The sequence below is a fragment of the Porcipelethomonas sp. genome, assembly GCF_051893655.1.
Taxonomy (GTDB): Bacteria; Bacillota; Clostridia; order Oscillospirales; family Ruminococcaceae; genus Porcipelethomonas.
The window spans coordinates 1-21,172 of sequence record NZ_JBJFHN010000021.1 but is presented as its reverse complement, the minus strand read 5'-3'; the positions used below and the strand labels follow the sequence as shown (position 1 = coordinate 21,172).

The 21,172-nt window shown below is 39.5% G+C and carries 23 protein-coding genes and 2 tRNA genes; 1 reads left to right on the top strand and 24 read right to left on the bottom strand.

The window, feature by feature from the left end; translation table 11 throughout:
- Positions 1 to 78: 78 nt before the first annotated feature.
- From ACI4WO_RS01065 to ACI4WO_RS00995, 15 genes are all read right to left on the bottom strand, one after another.
- A tRNA-Met gene (locus ACI4WO_RS01065) sits at positions 79 to 155 on the bottom strand.
- 117 nt (positions 156 to 272) lie between these two features.
- On the bottom strand, positions 273 to 1,562 hold the full coding sequence (clpX, locus tag ACI4WO_RS01060; RefSeq protein WP_439805707.1) for an ATP-dependent Clp protease ATP-binding subunit ClpX: 1,290 nt from the start codon (positions 1,560 to 1,562) through the stop codon (positions 273 to 275).
- Between the two features lie 27 nt (positions 1,563 to 1,589).
- Positions 1,590 to 2,177 carry an ATP-dependent Clp endopeptidase proteolytic subunit ClpP gene (clpP, locus tag ACI4WO_RS01055; protein ID WP_439805706.1) on the bottom strand — a complete coding sequence of 196 codons (588 nt, stop codon included), beginning with the start codon at positions 2,175 to 2,177 and terminating at the stop codon, positions 1,590 to 1,592.
- 97 nt (positions 2,178 to 2,274) lie between these two features.
- On the bottom strand, positions 2,275 to 3,615 hold the full coding sequence (gene tig, locus ACI4WO_RS01050; RefSeq protein ID WP_439805705.1) for a trigger factor: 1,341 nt from the start codon (positions 3,613 to 3,615) through the stop codon (positions 2,275 to 2,277).
- A 102-nt stretch (positions 3,616 to 3,717) separates the two neighbouring features.
- Complete coding sequence (locus ACI4WO_RS01045) at positions 3,718 to 4,407, bottom strand: metallophosphoesterase (RefSeq protein WP_439805704.1); 690 nt, start codon at positions 4,405 to 4,407, stop codon at positions 3,718 to 3,720.
- Positions 4,407 to 5,903 (bottom strand): threonine synthase, encoded by a 1,497-nt coding sequence (thrC, locus tag ACI4WO_RS01040; protein ID WP_439805703.1) that lies wholly within the window; start codon positions 5,901 to 5,903, stop codon positions 4,407 to 4,409. The genes ACI4WO_RS01045 and thrC overlap by 1 nt, the downstream gene beginning before the upstream one ends.
- 28 nt (positions 5,904 to 5,931) lie before the next feature.
- A complete protein-coding gene (locus tag ACI4WO_RS01035) occupies positions 5,932 to 6,294 on the bottom strand; it encodes a YraN family protein (protein ID WP_439805702.1) in 363 nt (120 codons plus the stop codon).
- On the bottom strand, positions 6,281 to 6,886 hold the full coding sequence (rnhB, locus tag ACI4WO_RS01030) for a ribonuclease HII (protein ID WP_439805701.1): 606 nt from the start codon (positions 6,884 to 6,886) through the stop codon (positions 6,281 to 6,283). Before rnhB ends, ACI4WO_RS01035 begins: the two co-directional genes overlap by 14 nt.
- A gap of 2 nt (positions 6,887 to 6,888) precedes the next feature.
- The gene (gene ylqF / locus ACI4WO_RS01025; RefSeq protein WP_439805700.1) at positions 6,889 to 7,752 is read right to left on the bottom strand and encodes a ribosome biogenesis GTPase YlqF; all 864 of its coding nucleotides are present in this window, start codon (positions 7,750 to 7,752) and stop codon (positions 6,889 to 6,891) included.
- A 16-nt stretch (positions 7,753 to 7,768) separates the two neighbouring features.
- The gene (lepB, locus tag ACI4WO_RS01020) at positions 7,769 to 8,782 is read right to left on the bottom strand and encodes a signal peptidase I (protein WP_439805699.1); all 1,014 of its coding nucleotides are present in this window, start codon (positions 8,780 to 8,782) and stop codon (positions 7,769 to 7,771) included.
- 24 nt (positions 8,783 to 8,806) lie between these two features.
- On the bottom strand, positions 8,807 to 9,472 hold the full coding sequence (gene lepB / locus ACI4WO_RS01015) for a signal peptidase I (protein WP_439805698.1): 666 nt from the start codon (positions 9,470 to 9,472) through the stop codon (positions 8,807 to 8,809).
- 72 nt (positions 9,473 to 9,544) lie between these two features.
- Complete coding sequence (gene rplS, locus ACI4WO_RS01010; protein WP_439805697.1) at positions 9,545 to 9,889, bottom strand: 50S ribosomal protein L19; 345 nt, start codon at positions 9,887 to 9,889, stop codon at positions 9,545 to 9,547.
- Positions 9,890 to 10,131: 242 nt separating this feature from the next.
- Positions 10,132 to 10,689, bottom strand: coding sequence for a site-2 protease family protein (locus tag ACI4WO_RS01005; protein WP_439805696.1), 558 nt, complete (start codon positions 10,687 to 10,689; stop codon positions 10,132 to 10,134).
- A complete protein-coding gene (locus ACI4WO_RS01000) occupies positions 10,686 to 10,991 on the bottom strand; it encodes a hypothetical protein (protein WP_439805695.1) in 306 nt (101 codons plus the stop codon). Before ACI4WO_RS01000 ends, ACI4WO_RS01005 begins: the two co-directional genes overlap by 4 nt.
- Positions 10,992 to 11,108: 117 nt before the next feature.
- Positions 11,109 to 12,299 (bottom strand): zinc ribbon domain-containing protein, encoded by a 1,191-nt coding sequence (locus tag ACI4WO_RS00995; RefSeq protein WP_439805694.1) that lies wholly within the window; start codon positions 12,297 to 12,299, stop codon positions 11,109 to 11,111.
- 125 nt (positions 12,300 to 12,424) lie between these two features.
- Here ACI4WO_RS00995 and ACI4WO_RS00990 point away from each other — a divergent pair.
- Positions 12,425 to 12,511, top strand: a tRNA-Leu gene (locus tag ACI4WO_RS00990).
- A 57-nt stretch (positions 12,512 to 12,568) separates the two neighbouring features.
- On the opposite strand, the gene spoVM is transcribed toward ACI4WO_RS00990, so the two are convergent.
- Genes spoVM through fmt form a run of 9 tightly spaced genes read right to left on the bottom strand, consistent with a single transcriptional unit; the run spans position 12,569 to position 21,141 of the window.
- On the bottom strand, positions 12,569 to 12,658 hold the full coding sequence (gene spoVM / locus ACI4WO_RS00985) for a stage V sporulation protein SpoVM (protein WP_439805693.1): 90 nt from the start codon (positions 12,656 to 12,658) through the stop codon (positions 12,569 to 12,571).
- Between the two features lie 45 nt (positions 12,659 to 12,703).
- Positions 12,704 to 13,345 carry a thiamine diphosphokinase gene (locus ACI4WO_RS00980; protein WP_439805692.1) on the bottom strand — a complete coding sequence of 214 codons (642 nt, stop codon included), beginning with the start codon at positions 13,343 to 13,345 and terminating at the stop codon, positions 12,704 to 12,706.
- A gap of 3 nt (positions 13,346 to 13,348) precedes the next feature.
- Complete coding sequence (rsgA, locus tag ACI4WO_RS00975; RefSeq protein WP_439805691.1) at positions 13,349 to 14,212, bottom strand: ribosome small subunit-dependent GTPase A; 864 nt, start codon at positions 14,210 to 14,212, stop codon at positions 13,349 to 13,351.
- A 4-nt stretch (positions 14,213 to 14,216) separates the two neighbouring features.
- Entirely contained in the window at positions 14,217 to 16,388 is a 2,172-nt protein-coding gene (gene pknB, locus ACI4WO_RS00970; RefSeq protein ID WP_439805690.1) for a Stk1 family PASTA domain-containing Ser/Thr kinase, read from the bottom strand.
- A 21-nt stretch (positions 16,389 to 16,409) separates the two neighbouring features.
- On the bottom strand, positions 16,410 to 17,135 hold the full coding sequence (locus ACI4WO_RS00965) for a Stp1/IreP family PP2C-type Ser/Thr phosphatase (RefSeq protein ID WP_439805689.1): 726 nt from the start codon (positions 17,133 to 17,135) through the stop codon (positions 16,410 to 16,412).
- Between the two features lie 25 nt (positions 17,136 to 17,160).
- The gene (rlmN, locus tag ACI4WO_RS00960) at positions 17,161 to 18,192 is read right to left on the bottom strand and encodes a 23S rRNA (adenine(2503)-C(2))-methyltransferase RlmN (RefSeq protein WP_439805688.1); all 1,032 of its coding nucleotides are present in this window, start codon (positions 18,190 to 18,192) and stop codon (positions 17,161 to 17,163) included.
- Positions 18,193 to 18,194: 2 nt separating this feature from the next.
- Positions 18,195 to 19,499, bottom strand: a complete 1,305-nt coding sequence (rsmB, locus tag ACI4WO_RS00955) for a 16S rRNA (cytosine(967)-C(5))-methyltransferase RsmB (RefSeq protein ID WP_439805687.1) — start codon at positions 19,497 to 19,499, stop codon at positions 18,195 to 18,197.
- Entirely contained in the window at positions 19,499 to 20,203 is a 705-nt protein-coding gene (locus ACI4WO_RS00950; RefSeq protein ID WP_439805686.1) for a zinc metallopeptidase, read from the bottom strand. Before ACI4WO_RS00950 ends, rsmB begins: the two co-directional genes overlap by 1 nt.
- Before the next feature lie 14 nt (positions 20,204 to 20,217).
- Complete coding sequence (gene fmt / locus ACI4WO_RS00945) at positions 20,218 to 21,141, bottom strand: methionyl-tRNA formyltransferase (RefSeq protein ID WP_439805685.1); 924 nt, start codon at positions 21,139 to 21,141, stop codon at positions 20,218 to 20,220.
- Between the last annotated feature and the right edge of the window lie 31 nt (positions 21,142 to 21,172).

The window sequence follows — 21,172 nt, the reverse complement described above, 5'->3', positions numbered from 1 at the left end:
AATAAAAAAGGTACTAAGCAAAGAAGAAAGATTGCATTCACTCCCAATCGAGTATTCCTTGCCTAGTACCTTTTTATTTGGTTGCGGCGGCTGGATTTGAACCAACGACCTTCGGGTTATGAGCCCGACGAGCTACCTAGCTGCTCCACACCGCGATATTCACATACTTTCAAAGTACTTATTTATTATACCACAGAAATAACATTATGTCAAGCACTTTTTTCAAAAATCCGTATTTTATTTTACGGATTTTTGAGTGCTAAATTTTAAGCCTACATATCAGTTGTTTTTTCTGACCTGTTGTACTTTCTTTTAGTAATATATTTAGGGGATTCTTCGCCTCTTATTGAAGCAGCTGTTACAGTTATACCTGTTATATCCGGATTTGACGGTGCTTCAAACATAGATTCCATCAGAACATCTTCTATGATAGCACGAAGACCTCTTGCACCTGTTTTCTGTGCAATAGCCTTTTTAGCAATTTCAGCCAGTGCATCATCTTCAACAGCCAGATCAATATTATCATACTCAAACAGCTTTTTATACTGTTTAAGAAGCGCATTTTTAGGTTCTGTCAGTATTTTTATAAGTGCTTCCTCATCCAGTTCATCAAGAACTGTTATAATAGGTAGTCTGCCCACTAGTTCCGGAACTATACCAAACTTCACTAAATCCTGAGGAATTACTTTATGGAAAATATTTTTAGTCATTTCTTTTTTAGAATTTATCTCTGCTCCAAAGCCCAGTGCAGAAGAATTAATTCTTTTTAAAATTGACTTTTCCAGACCATCAAATGCTCCGCCGCAGATAAACAGAATATTTTTAGTATTTATCTGAATAAATTCCTGATTAGGGTGCTTACGTCCGCCCTGAGGAGGAACATTTGAAACAGTACCCTCAATAATTTTGAGAAGAGCCTGCTGAACGCCTTCTCCGCTGACATCTCTTGTCAAAGAAATATTTTCAGATTTCCTGGAGATTTTATCAATTTCATCAATATAGATGATTCCCCTTTCAGCTGCTTCAATATTAAAATCCGCAGCCTGAATAAGTCTGAGCAGAACGTTTTCAACATCATCGCCTACATAACCTGCTTCTGTTATAGTTGTAGCATCTGCAATAGCAAACGGAACGTCCAGAATTTTTGCAAGAGTAGAAGCCAGAAATGTTTTTCCCACACCAGTAGGACCAAGAAGAAGCACATTACTTTTCTGAATATCCACATCGTTTTTATTATTTTCCTGATTTATAATTCGTTTGTAGTGATTATAAACGGAAACAGCAAGTGTAATTTTAGCTTTATCCTGACCTACAACATATTCATCCAGAACAGCCTTTATTTCAGCTGGAGTAAGAAGATTTATTGTCGCATCGCTGTCATATTTATTTTTGCTTTCTGGTTTTCTGCCAGGTTTGTTTTTAGCCAGCGGACCCATAAGAAGCTCATAGCAGTAAACAACGCATTCATCACAAATATTTGAAGCACCTGCTGTAAAAATACTTTGAACTTTATCTTCACTTTTCCCGCAGAAATTGCAGAATTTTAATGGTTTATCCGACATAAAATTCTCCCCTATCTATATCTGTTATTATCTGTGACTGATTACCTTGTCGACCAGACCGTATGCCTGAGCCTCAGCAGCAGTCATAAAGTTATCTCTGTCAGTATCACGGCAGATTTCTTCATAGGATTTTCCGGTATTTTCGCTAAGAATTCTGTTAAGATTTTCTTTAGTTTTCAAAAGGTTTTCCGTTCTGATTTTTATATCAGTTGCCTGACCTTGCAGACCGCCGGATATAAGCGGCTGATGGATCATAATTTCACTGTTTGGAAGGGCAAGTCTCTTTCCTTTGGCACCGGATGACAACAAAAATGCTCCCATAGAAGCCGCCATACCTATACAAATTGTTGACACATCGCATTTTATATACTGCATTGTATCATATATAGCCATACCAGCACTAACAGATCCGCCGGGACTGTTAATATAAAGACATATATCCTTTTCCGGATCCTGACCTTCAAGATAGAGAAGCTGTGCTACAACCAGACTTGCAGTTGTATCATTTACTTCTTCAGACAGCATAATGATTCTGTCATTTAACAGTCTGGAAAAAATATCATAAGAACGTTCTCCACGGCTTGTCTGTTCTACAACATAAGGTACCATACTCATAATTTATTCTCCCTTTCCAAAAATTAATAAGCATTTATTATCATCTGTATGACAAAGCGGCTGTCCCGTTTAAAGGACAGCGCTTTTAACACCCGGATTATTCAGCAGCTTCTTCGCTCTCTTCTGATTCTTCATTCTTTTTATCAGGATCAATTGTATTGTCAATTACTGCATTGTCCTTTACAAATTCAATTGCTTTTGACACCTTAAGATCTGTAATAAAATCATCCATAGGAATTCTGAGTTTTACATCCTCAAGAGACATATTGTTTGCATCAGCAACTTCCTGAAGCTGGCTGTCGATTTCTTCTTCTGTAGGAGCAATACTTTCAAGCTCTGCGATTTTTTCAAGAGCAAGTCTTAATTTAACTTCATTTTCAGCTCTTTCCTGGAATGTTTCTCTGAATGAATCCATATCCATACCTGTATACTGAAGATAAATATCAATGCTCATTCCCTGCTGTTTCAGGCTCTGTTCAAAATTTCTGATCAGTGAATCAACTCTGTGGTCAAACATGCATTTAGGTATAACAGCTTCAACATTATCAATAAGGAACTGCATTATATAGTTTTCAAATTCAGAAGCGGCTCTTGTTTCTGCTCTTTCCTCAAGAGTCTTTCTGATATCAGCTTTCCATTCGTCAACTGTATCAAACTCAGTAGTATCCTTAATCAGTTCATCATCAAATTCAGGATATTCTGTTTCGTTGATAGCATTAAGCTTGATTTTGAATGTTGCAGGCTTTCCTGCATATTCTTCCATCTGATAATTTTCAGGGAAAGTAACATTAATTTCAAATTCCTCACCGATTGAATGTCCAACGATCTGGTCTTCAAATCCAGGAATAAACTGTCCGCTTCCGAGCTTCAGAGGGAATTCATCAGCCTTGCCGCCATCAAATGCTTCGCCGTCCATAAATCCTTCAAAGTCAATAATTACTTCATCTTGCAGCTGCGCCGGTCTGTTGTCAACGGAGACGATTCTTGCATTTCTCTGCTTGATCTGTTCGATCTGCTGATCAATATCCTCGTCTGTTACATCCTTGACATTTTTTGGAGCTTTTATTCCCTTATATTCAGAAACAGTAATTTCAGGCTTGGTAATGCAGATAGCCTTGTATTCAACACCGTTTTCTGTATCAGCAGAAATAACCTCTATTTTCGGAGTATCAACCAGAACAAGTTCTGCATTCTTAATTGCATCCGGCATTTCGTCATTAATAAGGCTGTTTATTGCTTCCTCATAAAATACGCCTTCGCCGAAATACTTTTCAACGATCTTCCTGCTAGCCTTTCCCTTTCTGAATCCGGGAACTGTGATCTGTTTTTTCTGTCTCTGATAAGCCTTTTCTATAGCAGCCGCAAAGCTTTCAGCGTCAACTGCAAAGGTAAGTTCCTGTGTATTAACGTCAACCTTAGTTGATGATTTTAAACTCATTTTTAAGTCCTCCAATTTATTTATAAGTGCATACCTTAACCATTATATCATATTGAAAAAAATTTTTCTACAGAAAAATTTCACTTCTACATTTTCCACAATTTATAAAATTTTTAAAGGCACAAATTGTAGATAATCACTAGATATTAACTGAAAATCAATACCATCACGTTCCCCGTTTATAGCATATTTTATTGACACTCCGTGCAGATGACCATACCAGCAATGCTTTACTTCATATTTATAAAGCACTTCCAGAATATCAAAATTGCAGTTATTTCCGTAAACAGGCGGATAATGCAGGAAAACCAAAGGTTCAAGACCTTCCCTTTTTGCCGATTCAAGAGAAGCTGCCAGCCTTCCGGCTTCTCTTGCCAGCACCTTAGCGTCAGCAGGCTCTCCGGGCATGTTAACCCAGCCTCTGGTACCGCATATTCCGTAATTTTCATATCTGTAATGATTATTATGCAAAATATTTATAGTTGTGAATCCCCATGAAGAAAATGCATCGTTCATTTTTTTCAGAGATCCCCACCAGTAATCATGATTGCCCTTTAAAAAAATCTTTTTTCCAGGCATTTTTTCAATCCACTGAAAATCCTCATAAGCGCTTTTGATATTCATAGCCCACGAACTGTCTCCGGCGAGTACAACTGTATCTTCAGGCTTTATCAGCCTTTTCCAGTTATCCTCAAGAAGCTCCATATAATTATCCCATCCGCTGAACACGGACATGCTTTTGGACTTATCACTAATCGCCAGATGAAGATCTCCGATTGCAAACAATGACATTAAGCCAGACCGAAATCTTTAAGAACAAAGCTGTTCATATCAGATTTTTCAATTGAACCTGTAAATCTTCTTTCCTTGTTTTTCAGGTCTGCCAGAGCTGCCGGAACAGGAATATCTGAAAGCTCTGCAAGTCTGTCAACCATATCATACTCATCAAGCTCAGATTTTTTGCCTTCAATTGCTTCCAGTACGCTTGCACTGAATTTATAAGGACTTGCTGTAGATGCAATAAGAGTCTTTGTAGTATCACCGGTAGCCTTTTTGTAGTCCTCATAAACCTTTACTGCAACAGCTGTGTGAGTATCGCATGTATAGGAATACTTTTCATAAATTTCATGGATTGTAGCCTTTGTCTGGGCATCATCACAGTAACCTCCGAAGAATTCTTCCTTAAGAACCTTCTTGACTGTATCGTTAACCTCATATCTGCCTGTTTCTGCAAGGCTTGTAAACCATTCTCTTATCTGTGCATCATCCTGACCTGTAACAATATACAGAAGTCTTTCAAGATTGCTTGAAATAAGAATATCCATTGAAGGAGAGCATGTAGCATAAAAATCTCTGTTTCTGTCATAAACGCCTGTTTCAATAAAGTCTGTAAGAACCTTGTTTACGTTTGACGCACAGATAAGTTTATTTACAGGCAGTCCCATTTTCTTTGCATAATATGCAGCCAGAATATTTCCGAAATTACCTGTAGGAACAACGATATTAATTTTATCGCCCAGATTGATTTCTCCGCTTTCAGCCAGTGACGCATAGGAAGAAATGTAATAAACGATCTGCGGAACAAGACGTCCCCAGTTTATAGAATTTGCGCTTGAGAACATAAGTCCGGCAGCGTTCATTTTTTCCTTGATTTCCTTATTTGTAAATATAGCCTTAACACCGTTCTGACAATCGTCAAAATTACCCTTTACAGCGCACACGCCAACATTTGAACCTGTCTGGGTTGTCATCTGTCTTTTCTGCATCGGGCTTACACCGTCTTCAGGATAAAAGACCAGAATCTGTGTTCCCTCAACGTCCTTAAAGCCTTCGAGAGCTGCCTTTCCGGTATCACCGGATGTTGCAACAAGAATTATAATTTTTTTATCAAGATTTATCTTCTTTGCAGATGTAGTCAGAAAATAAGGAAGGATCTGCAAAGCCATATCCTTGAATGCACATGTAGGGCCATGCCACAGCTCCAGCATATAAGTACCGTCAAAAAGCTCTGCGATTTCAGCGATATTTTCAGTTTCAAAATTCTTGGTACTGTAAGCATTGTCCGTACAGTACTGAATTTCAGCATCAGTAAAATCTGTAAGATACTTTTTGAAGATATAAGCTGCTCTGCATGAATAATTCAGTCCGGACAAATATTTGATTTCATCCAGTGTGATTTCTGGAATAGATTCCGGAACGAAAAGACCGCCGTCTTCGGAAATACCCTGTGTAATTGCCTCTGCACTGCTTACCTTAATTGCGCTGTTTCGTGTACTCTTATAATACATTAAAACCACCCTTTGCTTTAATAAAATTTCATAAAACGCCGGAACCGTCATAGGCGTTTTCTATATATTCAAGACTGAACCCCTCATCCTCGGCATTGACAAAAACCACATCAAATCTTGGCTGAAGCCTGCAGTCCGTTTCCCTTAAATATTTTTCAGCAGATTTTATAACTCTCCGCTGTTTTTTTATACCAACGCTTTTTTCTGCATCAATAGCGCCGGCACTGCGAAGTTTTATTTCTATAAAGCAGACATACGGAGGATTTTCAGCTATAATATCAGCCTCTCCTCCCCTGACTGTAAAATTCCTCGCAAGAATTTTCATTCCCTGAAGCTCAATATACCTGCATATACGAAGCTCCCCGTCACGTCCCAGATTATTTCTTCTCATATATTTTTTTCAGAAACGACGGACGATGTATCGGGCACGGTCCAAGCTCCAGAATTTTTTCTCTGTGAAGCTTTGTACCATAGCCTTTATGTTTTTCAAAACCGTATTCCGGATAAAGCTTTGCCATTTCCAGCATGTATCTGTCCCTTGTGACCTTTGCAAGAATCGACGCTGCTGCAATTGACGCAGAAGTCCCGTCGCCCTTTACCACTGCTCTTACCTCACATGGCACATCCGGAGTTTTGTTGCCGTCTGCCAGAACCAGAACAGGACGAATTTCCAGACCTGAAACTGCACGTTTCATTGCAAGCATTGCAGCATTTAAAATATTGATTTCCTCAATTTCTGCAACAGTAGCCCTTGCAATGCAGTAATCGTCCGCTTTTTCGATTATTTCGTCATACAGCTTTTCACGTTTTTTCTCAGAAAGTTTTTTGCTGTCATTTAATCCCTCTATAACATTTTCAGGATTTAAAATTACCGCAGCAGCATATACATCACCTGCAAGAGGACCTCTTCCAGCCTCGTCGGTTCCGCAGAATATCCCTGCTGCATTTCTTACTGCTTCATCATACTCCCAAAGCGGATTCATAGCTATTCTCCTTCCGGCAGCTCAAGAGTAATCCTGCCAAGCTTACCGCTTCTGAATTCGTCAAGAACCGTAATAGCGGCTCTTTCAGTATTTACCTCACCGCCTGATACAAGCATTCCTCTTTTTCTGCCCACATTTTCAAGCAGTTCAAAGCCAGTACCTGAAGGTTCAATTTTATAGCGTTCCTTCAGCGCACCCGGATAATTCTCTGCAAGATTTTCAAGCAGCAGTGAAGCCAGTGCTTCAATATCCAGAATATCGTCCTTGACAGCACCAGTAAATGCAAGCTTTCTGGCAGCCATCTGATCCTCAAATTTCGGCCATAAAACTCCCGGCATGTCAAGCATTTCAACGTTATCCCCAAGCTTTACCCACTGTTTTGTACGGGTAACACCGGGTCTGTCCTCTGCTTTTGCTTTCTTTGATTTCGCCATACGGTTTATAAATGTAGATTTTCCAACGTTCGGAATCCCGACTATCATAAGTCTCAGCGGAGCATTTTCGATTCCCTTTTCACGTCTTTTTTTCATAAGCTCTTCAAGCATCTGTTCCTTTACAGCCGGAAGAAAATTTTTCATTCCGTTTCCGCTTTTGCAGCTTAGTTTCACAACTGTAAATCCTGCGGACCTGTAATAGTTCATCCATCTGGAAGTAGCATCATCATCCGCCATATCCGATTTATTAAGGACAAACATTCTCGGCTTGCCTTTAACAAGCCTGTCCATTTCAGGATTCCTGCTTGATTCCGGGATTCTGGCGTCCAGTATTTCAACTACTCCGTCCACAAGTGAAAGATTTGACTGAATCATTCTCCTTGTTTTCGCCATATGTCCGGGAAACCACTGTATATCAGCCATCTCTGACATTTACTGAATCCCCTTTCTATTTTACAGACCCTGCATTTTCAAAAGGATATACTCTTAACAATACCTTTCCGGCAATATCATCTTCTGATACAAGCCCTATGTCCTCATGACGGCTGTCCTTGGATATATTACGGTTATCACCCATAACAAAGTAATAGCCTTCCGGAATGGTAAGAGGGTAATCAAAAGCCTGTTCATCTCTTGTAGTAGGCTCGTTTATATATGATTCCTCCAGAGCCTTGCCGTTTACATACACAATACCATTATCAAAATCAAAGTCAATGGTATCTCCGCCCACAGCAATAACTCTTTTTACTATTTTACAGTCTAAACCATCCTTTTGGGTCACTGAACCGTCTGGGTCTATCAGATTTGCTTTTGTATCATTTATTACCACAATGTCACCATAAGAAGGACTTCCCGGAACAAAAGCAAGAAGCCTGTCACCGTCCTTAAGAGTAGGAGACATTGAATTTCCTGAAACAACCGCACTTCTGAAAATGTATGTAAATACAAGCGTAATTATAAAAACAGCTATTACAATGCCTTCACATATATCAAGAATACTGAATATCACCTGTCTGTTTTTAATCATACTCCTGCTTTCAGTAATTTGCTCATCTTCCGGTTCCGGCAAAAAATTATCAGTATAATCATCACTGACAGGCACAGTCTCCTCAGATTCAGCTTTTTCAGTCCTCCGGGCTGTCATTGCACGGTGCTTTTCTTCTTTTATTTTTCTTATTTTTTCTGCCGCAGAAGCTTTTGCTTTTTCTGCTCTTTCCCGTTCTTCCTCAGACGGCATCTGCATAAGAACTGTTTTTTCCAGATCATCCTTTTTGTCCGGTGCTGACTGAACAGGAGTTTTTGGTACATCCGGATTTTTTGGCATTTCCGGGCGTTTCGGGACTTCCGGACGTTTTACCGGTGCCGCCGGCTTGATCTTCTTATATGGATTTCTTGCAGTTTCAGCAAGAATTCTGTCAATTTCCGCTTCACGGCTTTCCTTTGACATATTTTTCATTTCCATTTATTCCGCACTCCCTGCAAATAATCAGCTAAGGCTGGTAAAGTCAGGATAGAAACGCAAAACAGCCTTTCCAAGAACATCCGATTCCTTTACGAATCCCACGTGACTGTCACGGCTGTCAGTCGAATTGTTGCGATTATCACCCATTACAAATATATATCCTTCAGGTACAGTAACAGGATAATCAAAAGCTCCGGGATTCAGTGCTGTAGGTTCATTTATATAGCTTTCTGTAAGGAGTTCTCCGTCAACATACACCTCATGAGTATCAAAATCAATATCAACAGTCTGTCCGCCTACTGCAATCACTCTTTTTATCAGACGTTTATTAAGACTTTTCCCCTCAATCAGTTCGTTTGTTCCGGGTGCATAAATATATGAACTCTCATTATCCACTATAACAATATCCCCGTTCTTTGGAGTATACAGGCATGTTCTCATAATAAGTCTGTCTTTATCCTTCAGAGTCGGCATCATTGATCTTCCGTCGACTGTTACAGGTCTTGCAATAAATGTAAAAATCATAAGTACTGCAAAAATTGAAATCATGACTGATTCAAGGATTTCCATAACATCGCTGAATAATCCGCCTTTTTTATCCTGAGTATTTTCACCGGACTGTTCACTCTTATTTTCTAAAATCTGCTGTTCTTCCATTGCCTTGTCCTCAATTTCATAAATTAATAGCAAAAAAGGGACTTTAACGTCCCTCGTGAAGGCATAACGCCTTCCGGCAGCTGATCTGCCGGAGACCGCCCCGTATTACTTAATAAGTTCCTTAACCTTTGCAGCCTTACCAACTCTGTCACGGAGATAATAGAGCTTAGCTCTGCGGACTTTACCGCTTCTTACAACTTCAACCTTGTCTACAACAGGTGAATGAAGCGGGAATACTCTTTCAATTCCGCAGCCGTGAGCAACACGTCTTACAGTAAATGTTTCGCTTACACCGCCGTGCTTCTTGGCAATAACAGTTCCTTCAAAAACCTGAATACGGCTCTTGTCGCCTTCCTTGATTCTTACGTGAACTTTTACAGTATCACCGATGTCGAACTTCGGAGCTTCTTCCTTCATACTGGAATTGCTGATAATTTCTAAAGCGTTCATTAAAATTCCTCCTGATTTCCGGCATTCTTACCGCAACAAACGAGACCGCTTAATCTCTGCGGCAGCGGACTGCCCTGTTTAATGTCATTTTACTGGCACAAACTCTCGCAGACAAAATTCATCTGCGGATTTAAATGCTCTAATATCATACCACAAAAGGACAGAAATTGCAAGACCTTTTACAAAAATTCTTATTTTTTTCTTATTTTTTATAAATTACGGATGTTAATACCTGTTTTACTTTATTTAAATTCATATATTGCAAGTAGGATAAGTGTTATATATCCGGTAATATTACCTGTTCCTGTGATACAGAAAAACGAAATTATTATTACTGCTGATATCAATGAAATTATTCTCATATACTTGTATGAAAAAAAACCGTTATACTCCAGAATTTTTTCTATAATGCTTCCCCCGTCCAGACTGGAAAACGGTAAAAGATTAAACAATCCCAAAATGAAATTTACAGAAAATGCGCTGTTTTCACCGGTGATGAAATAAAGCAGTGCAGCAAGAAAATTAAAAACCGGACCGGCTGCTAAAACCATAAGCTCGCTGGAAATGGGTTTCATGCCGATATCCGAAACCATTTTTACTCCCCCAGCCCAGAATATTACTCGTTCGATCTGTACATCTGTCAGAACCGCCGCAATACAATGTCCGAGTTCATGTATTACGCATGCGCATACTGCGGTTAGAGCAAGCTCCGGAGCGTCCAGAAGACAAAACAAAGCGACCACTGCAAAAAAGCTGAAATCAAAAGACAGTTTAAGTCTGCCGATATTTATATTTATCATTTTATATACTGCACTGCATATTTTACAGCCTGTTTTAAAAATTTCTCCGGATTTCCGCTTGTTACGGATTTAAATTCTGAAATAAACCAGCCAGCGGTTTCTGCTTCTATAAGATTCAGCACGGCAAATATTAGAATAAGCAATACGCACATAATAAGCTGCATTGTAAAAATATCAATTATTGATTCTTTATTCATATCTTCATCACTATGCTTTGCCCTTACCATTTCAATCAGATCCACTGGTTCCTGTGAAGAATTTTCGCTGTCATTTTCCTTAATATTTTCCTGAACCTGTTCCATAATTACCTCCCAAAAAATTTAATTCACAAAATTATATGAACAATTTCCGGAAGGTATGATTTTTCATAAAAAAGCTCCGCCAGAATTTTCCAAATCCCTGACGGAGTTTTAATTAATTTATTTTAGTTTGGTACCGCATCGGCTGCAGAAAGAAGATGCCTCCTTATTCTGATATCCGCACTGAGGGCATATACCAGTCTGTTTACCGGTGGATTCAGAAACAACAATGTTTTCACTTTCAGGAGCAGTAGCAGGAGCAGCCGCCGCTGAATCCGACGAATCAGCTGCCGGAATTTCAGTAGCTGCCGGCTGTGGTGCAGCAGCATATGCCGGCTGAGCAGACATTTCAGTCTGTACGGTATTTTCTTCCGGCTGAGACGGAACAGAATACTGTGCCTTATTTTTCTTCATGCACATAGGAACGGAAATTGCCAGAAGGGCAATTCCTATACCCAGTATATTTACTGAAGCTATTGTAAATGACCATTTTATATCTGTAACCAACGCATTTACTATACCTTCTTTATTCAGGAAAATAAGTGAAACTGATGAAATAAGAATCACTGCGGACGGAACAATCATTGCAATGCCATACTTTCTGAATACTTTTCCTGCCCTGCGTGCATTAAGCTTATAAACCACGATCCACTGAATAAATATCACTGCCATCAGCACTGCAAGGAAAATAACATTTGCGAATGAAAAGAATGTATGAATAAGTCCGCTGCTGAACCATCCGGTAAGATAATCCTCGGAAAACTGACTGAACTTATCAAGTCCGCTTAAATCATCTTTAAGCTGCTGCTTGTCCGGTTCAAGAAAGCGAAGTCCTGCCTCATTATAAAGAAGTTCACTGTTTTCATCTATAAGATTGACAATATCGTCAGAAGTAATATAAACAATGTCTCCTTCATCCATGAAAAACGCCTGATATCCTTCAAGCTTCTCAATAACAAAATCCTTGATAAAAGGGTCAGACAAAACATTATCTACATTACTAACAGTAATCCTTTCGTCGTCAATATAATTGTCGTATATGTATTGATCCAGTTTTACCGCTTTTCCGGATTCATCTTCTACCTGAACCTCACACAAATCAATATTCTTAACCGTATCAATCAGGATATTATTATTTACAATATTCCTGAGTGACATTGTCAGTATGATAAATATTACTGACAGCGCCAGCAAAATCGTACATATAACTGAATTTAAAGCCACACCTGCACCATGCACATTCGGAGCTTTTTCGCCGCACTGACAGGTTTCTTTGGCAAAAACCTTTTTTCCGCAATTTTTACAGACCATTAAATCTAACCTCCTATTGAATATGTTTTAATTATAACATTAAGCCGTGTTAATGTCAATCAAATATAATATGAAAAAAATTCTTGACTTTTTTTGTGTGATGTGGTATACTGAATTAGTAATTTGCCGGTGTGTCGGAATTGGCAGACGAGACAGACTCAAAATCTGTTGTCAGCAATGGCGTGTGGGTTCGAGTCCCACCACCGGCACCAGATAATTTTCAGGCTGCTGTACCATGATATTGGTGCAGCAGCCATTTTTTAATGACTTTACTCAGTTTCCTCTTCCTTTTTTATCCTGAAAATCATTCTGAGTATACCGGATAATATTTTGGGACTTTTAATAATTACAACTTTCATATTGTCTGCCTCCAATCAAGATTATACTGTATTATATTCTCAATTTCAGCTTTGGTTCATATCTTTTGAAAAAATTATAAGTAAAATGCCTTTTTCCAGTGAAATTATTCCGGATTTTCCTGTAACCTTATTGCTGACTCCCAACGGAAAACTGTTTTTCAGTACGGCATTTTTTAATGGGTATTTAAATCCCGTAGCAGTAATTCCGGTACACTCCTCGGTATATGAAAACATAGAAAAATAATAGCCGTTCATTCTGCTGTAAACCTTTATTCCCGGTCCCTGCATAGTAACATAATTACCGTCTCCTGCAAGTTCTCCGTATGCTCCATGACCCAGAATATATCTCAAAGTCTGAATATTTGCTATAGTATGGTCTATTCTGCCGCCTGTTGCTCCGCATATTACAATATGCTTAAACCCACGGTTAAGGGCAAGCTTTACTGCAAGCATTGTATCCGTATCATCTTTTTCCGCAGGATGCCGTATAATTTCGCAGTTTTCCGGCAGTTTCAGCTTATAGGTATCAAAATCGCCTATAATAACATCTGGTTCAATGTTCATTTTTTTCGCCAGAACATATCCTCCGTCAGCACAGATAACATATCTGTCGCTGTCAAACTCAACTCCTGTGCATTTTGAATCCGGTGCTCCGGCGAATATATAGCATTTCTTGTTATGTCCCAATTATTACAGCTCCCATTCCTTGATTTGTTTTGCTTCACTGTACATACTGCAATAGCTTTCATGACGGCTCTTTGATATTTCTCCCTTTTCCACTGCTTCAATTATACTGCATCCCTTTTCACTTGTGTGGGAACAGTCACGGAATCTGCATTTTCCTTCATACTGCCGGAACTCCCTGAAGCATCCGGCAAGCTCTTCTTTTTTTATAATATTATATTTATTAGTTTCAAATGTAGAAAATCCGGGAGTATCTGCAATATATCCTCCCCATGGAAGCTTATAAAGCTCCGCATGCCTTGTGGTATGCTTTCCCCTGCCCAGCTTTTTACTTATTTCTCCTGTAGGAATGTGAAAATCTGAGCATATCTCATTGAGCAACGTAGACTTTCCTGCTCCGCTGTTTCCAGTAAATGCACTTATCTTGTCTTTCAGCAGTTTTCTTATATCTTCTGCCGGATTGTCACAACGATAATCTATGACAAATAATCGGATTCCGGTTTTTTCATAAACTGAACAGATATCTTCACAGCTTTCAAGGTCAGTTTTGGTAATTACAATAACCGGTTCAATATTCTGATATTCAGCAACTGCAATAAACTTGTCCAGTATCAGCATATTAGGCGATGGTTCGGTAACAGAAACCACAAAAATCAGCTGATCCAGATTAGAAAGCGGAGGCCTTATAAGATGATTTTTCCGGGGCAGTATTTCAGTAATCACTCCGTTTTCAATAACTGCCCTGTCACCTACACAAGGAGAAATTCCCTTGTTTCTGAAAACTCCCCTTGCCTTGCATTCATATACATTGTCGGAGGACTCTGCAAAATAGAGTCCTCCGATTGATTTTACGATAATTCCTTCAGCCATATTTTTACTCTTCGCTCTCTTCTGACGAGGAATCTTCAGCCTGTGGCTGAGTTTCTTCCGGCGGTGCTTCTGTTGGCTGTTCCTGCACAGGCGGATCTGTAGGAGCAACATAAAGTCCGTCAACGATAACAAATGCACCGTCAATATCCTCTTCTATAGGTGAGAATGTACCTTCCTCGAAATTCATAGTATATCTTCCCAGTACCGCTGTAAGATTGTTGCTGAGATTTGTAAGAACCATAGTTATTTCTTCATTTGTTCCCTTTCCTCGTACTGTTATCAGGTTTTCTTTTGAATAATCAGCAGAAAGGGTAAAGCTCTGATATATTGCCACACCGTTCTGATATGCAGTAATTGTAAATCTTCCGGTAGCATCGCCAGGGAAATAGAATTTCATTTCCACATCGCCTTCCGGTTCTTTACCAGTGCTGACAGTAAACGTTATTGTAGAATCAGCCGGAACCTTTTCTCCTGCTTCAATACTCTGTTTTAAGATAGTTCCTTCATCCTCGCCGGAGTCCTTCTTTTCAGTTTTAACGCTGATTCCCCATACTCCGCACTGAACTTTTGCATCATCAATATGCTTTCCGACAAAGTCCTCCATCTTGATTTCTTCAACATCAGAACCCTTGCTTACATATACCAATACAGTAGAACCGGGTTTTACCTCCTCAAGAGCTGCAGGTTCAGTGTCAAAAACCAGTTCTTCTTCCACATCCTTGTTTGCCTGATACTGGAATTCCACTTCCAGTCCCTGTGCTCTCAGAGCTTCTCCGGCAGTAATATAGTGATAATTTATAACATTCGGAACCTTTATTGTCTTCGCTCCCAGGCTTACCTTGACTTTTACAATCTCACCTTTCTTTACGCCGTCACCCTCAGGGATATTCTGTTCAAAAATCTTATCCTTTTCAAGATCAGAGTATTCTGCGGAATCGACCTGTATATCAAGATTCGGATATGCTTCATGAGCCTGATTATAATCCATTCCCACAAGATTCGGCATAGCAAATTCCGTTGAACTTTTCTTTCCGTCATCAGAAAATACGCCCTTGACAAGAGTGGCTATAAAAAATACCGCTACCATAATAACAACAACAGTTACTGCTGAAAGTACAGGAACAAAAAGTGATTTGCTTTTTGTTTCTTCAGCATCCAGATCACTGTAATCCTCATCATAAGTATCGTAAATAATATCGTCTTCAGTATAAGTATCACTCTGCTGGTTTTCCGGGTACTCTTCCTGCTGGTAGTTTTCATCAGGATCTTCTGCGACTGCCGAGAAATAGCGTGTGGGCATTACCCCTTCCTGACTTCTTGTAATATAGCCGAATTTCACATCAGGATCTGCCTTGAAACGGTCTATATCTCTCATCATTTCAAGAGCCGTCTGATATCTGTCCGCAGGATTTTTTTCCATTGCATGAACGATAATTTCCTCCAGCGGTTCAGGAATATCCGGGTTAATCCTTCTTGGAAGTGTTGCAACATTATGCATATGCATAACTGCAATTGATACCGGATTATCCGTATCAAAAGGCTTTTGACCCGTAAGCATTTCATAAAGCATTACGCCTACTGAATACAGGTCACTCTTGGCGTCTGTAACATCTCCTCTTGCCTGTTCAGGACTTATATAGTGAACTGTTCCGATTGCCTGGTCTGTAGCAGTTTTGCCTTCTTCTCTGGCAAATTTTGCAATACCAAAGTCCATGACCTTGATAGTGCCGTCAGTAAACATCATTATATTCTGAGGCTTGATGTCCCTGTGAACTATTCCTCTTTCATGAGCATGCTGCAATGCTCTTAAAATCTGTGTAACAAAATGAACAGCATCTTTCCAGCTTAAAACACGTTCATTTTCCATGTATTCTTTAAGAGTTATTCCGTCAATATATTCCATAACGATATACTGAATCTTATCAGTGAATCCGACATCATATATTTTAACAATATTAGGATGTGACAAAACTGCAATAGCCTTTGACTCATTACGGAATCTTCGGAGGAACTCCTCACTTTCTGCAAATTCCTTTTTCAGAATTTTTACAGCAATAATTTTGTTGTCGACAATGTCTACAGCCTTATAAACGTCCGCCATTCCACCCTCGCCTATAAGTTCGGTTATTTCATAGCGTCCGTCCAGCTTTCTTCCAATGTTTTTATCCTTTTCCATTAAATTCTCCACACTCCCGTTTTAATCGGTTATTACTGCTAAGGTTATATTATCTCGTCCGCCTTTGCTGAATGCCAGATCTATAAGCGCTCTTGATAAATCCTCCAAAGGCGTTGATTTCATAATTTCATAAATTTCACTGTCGCTGCAATATCCTGAAAGACCGTCAGAGCAGAGAAGAATTGTAAATTTTTCTTCACGTTTCATTCGGTAAAAATCAGGCTTAACTGTCTTTTCCACTCCGACTGCCTTAGTAAGCATATTCCTCTTAGGATGAGTCTGAACCTCGTCAGGCTCTATTTTTCCCTGCATAAGAAGAAGATTTACCAGAGTGTGATCAGAAGTAATCTGATGAAGTCCGTTTTCGTCCATGTAATATGCACGGCTGTCCCCAATATTTATTATATATATATATTTATCATCTATATACGCTGCAACGCACGTTGTTCCCATGCCAAAGCTTTTATAATCCATTCGTGCCGTAGTATATACAATTGAATTGGCGGCAGATACTGAAGACGTCATCAGCTGTCTTACCCCTATGGTATCAAGCTCCGGCGAATATCCTTCGTCAAACCGGCTGAAAAATTCTTCTATTGCGATTCTGCTTGCATCCTGACCGGAACGTTCTCCACCCATACCGTCGCACACTGCTGCAAGAACATTTCCATAAAACTCCTTGACTTTGACCATATCCTGATTTTCTTCTCTTAAAAGACCTATATCAGTTGCGCTTACGTACTTCACTATCCTTCACCTCTTATCCTTTATTTCACATTCCTGCCGCTTCACGTCTTAACTGTCCGCAGGCGGCATTTATATCGCTGCCGAGCGTCCGTCGGACAGTAGCATTAACTCCAAGTCCCAGCAGATATTTCTGAAACCTAATTGCCGATTCACGGCTTGAGTGATAATTTCTTTCTTTAACCGAATTAACCGGTATGAGATTGACATGACAATTAATTCCTTTTATAAGCTGTGCAAGCTTTATTGCATCATTTTTGCCGGAATTCACCCCGTCAATCACAGCATATTCATAAGTGACTCGGCGTCCGGTTTTCTGTACATATTCTTTTGTTGCGGCAATAAGTTCATAAACATTATATGATTTATTGACCGGCATTATTTCACTGCGTCCCTCATTGTCCGGACAGTGAAGGGATACAGAAAGCGTAAGCCCCAGCTTAAGCTCTGCAAGCTTACGTATTCCCGGGACAAGTCCGCAGGTGGAAAGAGTAACATGTCTGAGACTCAGTCCGCATCCTTCAGGTGCAGAAACCAGCTCCAGAAATTTCACAACATTCTGATAATTATCCAGCGGCTCTCCGATTCCCATAAGGACAATGCCTGAAATTTTTTTGCCGCAGTCCTTTTGAGTTTCATAAAGCTGAAGCAGAATTTCGGACGGTTCAAGATTTCTTTCAAAACCTGCAATAGTAGACGCACAGAATTTACAGCCCATTTTGCATCCCACCTGTGTGGACACACAAAGGCTCAGTCCGTGATTATATTCCATTAAAACGGTCTCCACGCAGGCATCATCAGAAAGCCTGTACAGATATTTTACCGTATTATCTATACAAGATTCAAGTCTTCTTGCTATAATTAGTGATTTTATACAAAAATGTTCATTCAGTTTTGTACGTAATTCCAAAGAAATATTACTCATTTCATTAAAATCTCTGACCTGTTTTACATGCAGCCATTGAAAAATCTGTTTTGCCCTGAATTTTTTTTCTCCGATACTGATCATTTCAGCCTCAAGCTCATCAAGGGACAAAGATAAAATATCAATTTTTTTCAAGCTTATTCCGTCCTTTTTATTTTTGAAATAAAAAATCCATCACTGTTAAAATTATCCGGAAACAATGTAACTTTATAGTCCCCGAAAGGTTTGCCAAAGTGTTCCAGAAAGCTTACACCCTCAAAATTTTTATGTTCCATTAAAAACTTGTCTATAACCTGTCCGTTCTCCGCAGGGTTTACTGTACATGTAGAATAAACCAGTTCTCCTCCCGGTTTCAGGTATTCTGATGCTGTTTCAAGTATTTTATACTGAATTTCCGGCAGTCTTTCAAATTCTTCAAAGCTTTTGTATTTTATTTCCGGTTTGCGTCTTATAACTCCCAGTCCGGAGCATGGCACATCGCATAGAATTTTATCTGCTTTGGGAACATTTTCATTAAATACAGACGCATTTCCCGTATCAGCAGTAATACATGAAATACCAAGACGTTCTGCACCGTTTTTTATAAGTTTTACACGATTTTCATGTATATCAAAAGCGTAAATTTTTCCACTGTCATTCATAAGTTCCGCCAGAGTAAACGCCTTTCCTCCGGGAGCAGAACACAAATCCAGAACCGTTTCCCCGACAGAAGGATCAAGTGCAACACAGCAAAGCTGAGAAGCAATATCCTGAACATGAAACAATCCTTTTTTAAAGGAATCAAGCCTTGTAACATCTCCGTTTTCAATAAGGAAGCAGCCGTTTAAAAATGTTTTTTCAGCATTCATTCCCAGAGTTTCAGATATATTCTCTTCATTTGGGCATCTGATATTATTAAGTCTTATTGTAACCGGCGGTTTTTCCACTGAGCTTTCAAGCAAAGACCTTGTCTGACTTTCAGAATAATTTTCTGAAAGAAGTGAACAAAGCCATACGGGCACTGAATATTCAACTGAAAGACGTTTTATCTTATCCTCAGGATAATTAATTTTTTTACCGTCTCTTAAAAAATTTCTCATAACCGCATTTACGAATCCGGAAAGCTTTCCAAGTCCTAAGGATTTTGCAATTTTCACGCTTTCGTTTACAGCAGCGCTTTCGGGAATACCGTCCATAAATTTAAGCTGATAAATACCTGTCCTTAAAATATTCAGAATTTCAGGATTCATTTTAGAAATTCCCTGACGGCTGTAGCCTGAAATAATATAATCAAGAGTTATTTTTCTTTCAAGTACTCCGTAATACAAAACAGAGCAAAGCTTTTTATCCCTGTCCTCCATACCGGAGTTTTCAAGAGTTTTGTCAAGAAGTATATTAGAATATCCGCCCTTTGCAAAAGTCCTGCCAAGCAGCTTCACTGCCTGAATTCTTGCACTGCCCATCAGTCACGGCCGTTCCTGTTTCTGTTTGATGCTATAAGGAGAAGTCTTATAAGGTTTACGATTGCGGTAAACAATGCAGCAACATAGGTAAGTGCCGCTGCTGTCAGTACCTTACGGGACATTTTCAGTTCATTGCCTTCAAGCATATGATAATTTTCAAGAGTCTTCATAGCTCTTGAGCTTGCGTTAAACTCCACAAAAAGAGTTGCAAACTGAAATACCACAACTGTAAGGAAAAGTATAATTCCGATATTGACCAGAAATTCCCCCATATAAGAATTGCCCATAATAATGCCTATCAGCACCAGCGGATAAGAAAGCGATGAGCCTATATTTGTTAGAGGAATAATTGCACTCCTGAGCTTCATAGGAGTATAGTTATTTGCATACTGCAAAGCGTGTCCCACTTCATGAGCCGCAACCCCTACTGCTGCCACCGATGCACTGTTATATGTGGAATCAGAAAGCCTTACCACATTGCTGCGCGGGTCAAAATGATCTGAAAGCTGACCGGAAACATGCTCAATACGAATATGAGAAAGTCCGTTTGCATCAAGAATCTCTCTTGCTGCCATAGCCCCGGTAAGACCACGTCCGTTTCTTACCTTTTCATATTTTGAATAGGTTGATTTGACATTTGCAGAGGCAAGCATTGCAATAATAAGTGGAATCAATGCAAGCCAGTAATAATCATAAAAAAACATAATGTTTCCTTTCCTTACCCCAGCTTCTGTCCTTTTAAAAGCTTTCGTCCCCTAAGAAAATCTCCGGCACTCATGCGTTTGCTCCCCTCATACTGAACCTCAAGGAATTTTACGCATTTTCCATCGCCGCAGGCTACAGTAAATTCATCAGGATTTTCAATTGTTCCCGGTTCATTTCCGTTTCCTTCACAAATCATGCTTTTATATACCTTAAGACGTTTTCCGTTCATAATTGTAAATCCGGTAACGCCTCTTATGGTATTGTGAACCATTCCGGCTGACTTTGTAAAATCAAGAGCACTCATGTCTTTAGTTATCATTTTCGCATAACTTGAAAGTGCATCATCCTGCTTTACAGGAGAAAGCTCTCCTTTTTCAGCCGCCTTTATTGTTTCCATCAAAACCTCTGCACCCAGCTTTGAAAGTCTTTCAGTAAGCTCGGAAGCAGTTTCGTTTTCACCTATGGAAATTTCCTTTTTAATAAGCATGTCACCGGTATCAAGTCCCTCTTCCATCATCATTGAGGTGACTCCGGTTTTTTCAGCACCGTCCAGAATACATCTCTGAATGGGAGCTGCTCCTCTGTATTCAGGAAGCAAAGACGCATGAATATTAATACATCCAAGCTTTGGCAGTTCAAGAATTTCCTTCGGAAGAATCTGACCGTATGCCACAACAACAATCAGATCCGGAGAGATTTTTTTAAGAGTATCAAGCGATTTTTCGGCGTCCTCACCCTTCCTTAGTGACAGCGGCTGAAAAACCGGAATATTATATTCCTCTGCACACTTTTTCACCGGAGGCGGTATCATTTTATATCCTCTGCCCTTAGGCTTGTCGGGCTGTGTAAAAACTGCCGGAATTTCAAAACCGCTGTCAGCCAGTGCTTTAAGGCATGGTACAGAAAAATCCGGAGTTCCCATAAAAACAATTTTCATACAAGGTCTCCTATCTGCTATTATTCATCTT